This window comes from Microcystis sp. LE19-84.1B (genome assembly GCF_027531875.1).
Taxonomy (GTDB): Bacteria; Cyanobacteriota; Cyanobacteriia; order Cyanobacteriales; family Microcystaceae; genus Microcystis; species Microcystis panniformis.
Genome location: NZ_JAPZSR010000160.1, coordinates 1 through 4,654 on the forward strand (window position 1 = coordinate 1; position 4,654 = coordinate 4,654).

The following is a 4,654-nucleotide window of genomic DNA, read 5'->3' on the forward strand; positions in this document are numbered from 1 at the left end:
GTTATCAGTTATCAGTTATCAGTTATCAGTTATCAGTTATCAGTTATCAGTTATCAGTTATCAGTTATCAGTTATCAGTTATCAGTTATCAGTTATCAGTTATCAGTTATCAGTTATCAGTTATCAGTTATCAGTTCATTAGACATATCCAAAAATTATAACTCAATCAGAGCTTGCTTTGATAACTTGTACTAATTAGTCGTTCGGCACTGAAATATATATCTGTCGTTGCCAATTCAATTTAACTGAAAAATATGGGTACATTAAAATCATTTTTATTTGGGTAAGTTTCTTGTCTAGAAAGAATTTTAGTCTTGAGTATAATATTAGGTAGAAGTCCACTGATTACTGTTCACTGATTACTGAAATGCTGAAGATAAATTTTTTCGTTGTGTTTGATCGATTGAAAAAAATCGACAATGGGACGAGGATAATTAACCCCTAAAATCACCCCATAACGCTTTTGTTCCTCTGGAGATAACTTATAAGGTTCGTGAATTTTATCGCCTTTTATTAGAGCTAATTCGGGCAACCAGTGACGTAAATAATCGCCTTTGGGATCATAATCTCTCGACTGTTTAGGGATATTAAAATAACGAAATCCCCTTGCGTCATTGCCGACACCAGCAGTGTAATTCCAATTACCCCAATTACTACAGACATCGTAATCAACTAATAATGACTCGAACCATTCTGCTCCCATACACCAATCAATACCGAGATTTTTGGTCAGAAAACTAGCGACATTTTGCCGGCCACGATTTGACATAAATCCTGTAGAGGCTAACTCTCTCATATTAGCATCTACAAGGGGATAACCAGTTTTTCCCTGACACCAGAGATTAAATCTTTCCCAATCTTCTAGCCAAGGTAAATTAAGTTCTTGCAAACCAGATTTATAGAAAATTTTATTCCCGTGTTTACTGCAAATAAATCGGAAAAAATCTCGCCATAATAATTCAAAAATCAGCCAATAGGTAGAGTCATTTTTTACTCTTGTTTGCTCATATTTTTGTACTTCCTCGTAGATATAACGGGGGGAAAGACAGCCAAAACTTAACCAAGCTGAGAACTTTGAGGAATAATTAGTCCCTAACATTTCATTGCGGGTTTCCTTATAGGTTTTTAAGGAATCACTATCCCAAATATATTCCTTAACCCGTGATTTTCCTGCCATTTCACCCCCTTGAAACGACAAAAAGCCTCGCCGGTCTAGAATGGGTTCTGTTAAGCCCAAATCGTTTAAACTAGGAAGATTTCCCCAATCTATTTTAGGTAATTTTGTCAACTTTTTCGGACTGGGATAAGTTGTTCTTATTTCCCAATGACGTTCTACTTGTTTACGAAAATTAGTAAATAATTCCGGTAGTTGATTAAGGGTAAAAGGTAAATCATCAGGATGATATAAAGTGGCTGTCCAAAAAGTTTTGATCTGCACGGGAACCCTAGATAAAGCCTTATTGACAGCTTTTTCTACCACTAATTCCTCTGCTGTTACCTCTTGATGATAATAAACCTTGGCTATCTGCAATTCTTGAACTAATTGCGGGATAATTTCTTCTGGTTTTCCCCATCGGATAATTAAATTACTGCCTAAACTTTCCAGAGATTGTCGCAAATCTGCTACGCTTTCTAATAAAAATTTAGCCCGGAACTTGCCAGTTTTTGGAAACCCGTAGGAAGTAAGACCAAATTGACGCTCATCAAAACAATAGAAGGGAATTATCTCTAATTGTTCTTGAATGGCTCGATAAATTGCCTCGTGATCGTGAACTCGCAGATCATTGCGATACCAAATTAAAACCCGCATTTAAGATCAATTACAAAGTGGATAAGTAAGTAGTTCTAATTAAATAGAAGATAGATTTTGGGTTCGATCCCCCCTGCCCCCCTTGATAAGGGGGGTGTCTGACAATTTTTAACACCTACCTACTTAACTGATAAATAGTAACTGGGATGGGATTTAATTATCTTTTGCCGTAGTAATGGCTATAGTAACGATAATTGTGGTCTTTCCGACTAACGTTATTAGCCACTAAACCTAACACGGAAATGTGGGATAATCTCAGATCTTCGAGCAGATTTTTCAGCACAAAGCGATCGGTTTTGCCCAATTTGGTGACGAGAATTAGGCCAGTGGCCATGGCGGCGAGAATTTTGGCATCGGCAAAAGCGGCGATCGGTGGTAGATCGTAGATAATTAGATCGAAAGCGTGGTCTTGCTGTAATTGCGAGATCATCTCCTGCATTCTCTGGGAAGAAAGCAAGCGGGTTGGATCTGGGGGAATTGGACCGGCGGTAAGAATCGATAAATTCTCGTAGCGGGGTAGGGATTGAATTGCCTCGTTCCAATCGAGACCCTCGGCGATGACATTACTAAGGCCGTGGTCGTTATCAAGATTAAGTCGATGGTGAATATCGGGTCGTCGCAGGTCGGCATCCACCAGCAAGACTTTTTGTCCCATACGAGCGGCAGCCTTAGCGATATTCATTGCCATGGTGGTTTTACCATCTGCTGGTGATACAGAACTAATCACGAGGGACTTGAGGGGGGAATCGGAACCGAGGAGGCGAATATTGGTGTTAAGAGTGTGGAAAGCTTCCGAGAAGGGGGAGAAATTATAGTAGGAGGGGTTTTCTTCGGCCGATTTTGGGGTAGTATTAGGGATAGTGATTTTGCGATCGCCGACTGTTAACTGGGGTAGGGCGGCGGTGATCACTTTTTCGATCGTACCGAGGTCTTTTTGCCAGGGAATTGCACCTAAGAGGGGTAGTTTAGTATCTTCTTTTAGTTCATCTGCACTATGATGAACAGGGTCTAATCTTTCAGCTAAAAAGGCCGCCCCTAAACCTAGTAACAGACCACCGATAACCCCTAAAGCCAGATTTCGCACGGGTTTAGGAGAAACGAATTCTTCCCCTACTTCTGGGGGGGAAATTAGTTGCCAAGGCACTACTTGTTGTGCCACTTTCAGTTGGAGTTTTTGTTGTTCCTCCAGAAAACGGCCGAGACTGGTGGTGGCGATTTCCAATTCTCGTTGCAAATCCGTATAACGACGGGCTAAAACCGCCAGATTTTTGACCGAGGCTTTCTGTTGTTCCAGGGACCGGGCAAGGGATTTTACCTTAATTTCTAGGGTTTGGCGACTGTTAGCGGCTTCCACCAATTGTTGGGTTAGTTCTACTCGCAGAGCGCTCTGAGATACCAAAGCCGGGGAATTACCCACTGTCTGGGGCAGTTTTTCCCCTAGGGTTCTCTGGGCCTCGTTTTGCAGTAGGGGCAGTAAATTGGCTCTTTTTTCCTCTAGGGTGGCGATTATCGGGCTATCTTTCGCAAAAACTGCCGATTGTTTCGCCAGTTCCACTTCCACTTCCTGCAGCTGCTTGAGCAAATCTTGATAACCGGGAGATTCACTCAGATAAGTGGCGATAATTGCTTGATTAGGGGCCAATCCCACCTGTTGCTGTAAAGCTTGATAGCGAGAGTTAATTTCGTTAAGGGCGACTTGGGCTGCTCGATAATCTTGTTCAGTAGTGGTTAACTGTTGTGATAAACGAGTCGCTTCTTTATCGGGATCGAGGAAATTGTATTGCTGCCGGAATTGCTGCATTTGTTTTTGTAGAGAATTAACTCGTTCCCGCAGCACGGGCAATTGTGCATTGACAAAATCTAACCCTTGATTAATTTCGGTCTTCCGTTCCTGAGAACTATAGTTTAGGTAATGACGGGCTAAATTATCTAAAACCAGCTTAATTTTTTCCGGTTCCGCATCTTGATAGGAAATTTCTAAAACTTTCGTATCTTTTAATTGACTAATTTCGAGATCAGATTTGCCAGTTTTACTAATTAAATCACTGTAGGTAAAGTCGGGATACTTAGGAGTTATTTTACTAAGGATGGGGTTAAGGAGTTGAGGACTTTTCAAGACAGCGATTTGGGTGTCATAATCAATGTCTTCACCCCCTAACTGAGGCAGGATATCTTGGGCTGCCAGCCTGGAAGAACTTTTATTTTCCTCAATCGGTTGACCGATGAGCAGCAGGAATTTACCCTGATAGATAGGGGTTTTTAAGAAAGTCCAAGCAGCGATCGCCCCCGTCAACCCTAGGGTGATGCCAGCGATTATCCACCAGCGATGCTTGACGACAGAAAGGATTTGACGCAGGTTGAGTTCCTCTTCTTCCTGCGTCGGGGAGGGGATAAAAGCCGGTTGAGCAAAAACTGGTAGATTTGCTTGACTTTGGGTTTTCAAAGCCCCGTTTTGTTGGTTGTTCATCGCCCCGTTTTGTTGGTTGTTCATCATTAATCAAATATTCAAGGGATAACTCTATTAAAAGATTTTGCGGTGGCAATCTGGCTCGATCAATCACCGCTTAATCATAACACCGTGCTACGATGATAACTCTAGTTTTTCCAGAACTGCCAATTTTTGTCCCGCCTCGTCTTATGGTTAAGCTTGCTGATAATTCTACCCAGCGTTCAGAAAATCGATTATTAAAAAAGGAGAAAAGCCAGCCTTGACATCCTCGCCGCCCTAAAAGTGCGGCGATTCCTAAACCTCACGATTTAAGTTTCTGCTTCCACCACCGTCGCATACCACAGTTAAAAAACCATGTACTGTCTTACACAGAGTCCACAGACTTTCGCCCCATT

The 4,654-nt window shown here is 41.8% G+C and carries 2 protein-coding genes; both read right to left on the reverse strand.

The annotated features are described in order from the left end of the window. Positions 1-352: 352 nt before the first annotated feature. Positions 353-1,810, reverse strand: a complete 1,458-nt coding sequence (locus O9324_RS09930; protein ID WP_288140096.1) for a DASH family cryptochrome — start codon at positions 1,808-1,810, stop codon at positions 353-355. A gap of 157 nt (positions 1,811-1,967) precedes the next feature. Further along, positions 1,968-4,304 carry a GumC family protein gene (locus O9324_RS09935; protein WP_288140097.1) on the reverse strand — a complete coding sequence of 779 codons (2,337 nt, stop codon included), beginning with the start codon at positions 4,302-4,304 and terminating at the stop codon, positions 1,968-1,970. Between the last annotated feature and the right edge of the window lie 350 nt (positions 4,305-4,654).

What these genes read in the sequence shown, in the direction of transcription:
- O9324_RS09930 (WP_288140096.1), bottom strand. Translation starts at nt 1,810, where the DNA reads ATGCGGGTTTTAATTTGGTATCGCAATGATCTGCGAGTTCACGATCAC.
- O9324_RS09935 (WP_288140097.1), bottom strand. Translation starts at nt 4,304, where the DNA reads ATGATGAACAACCAACAAAACGGGGCGATGAACAACCAACAAAACGGG.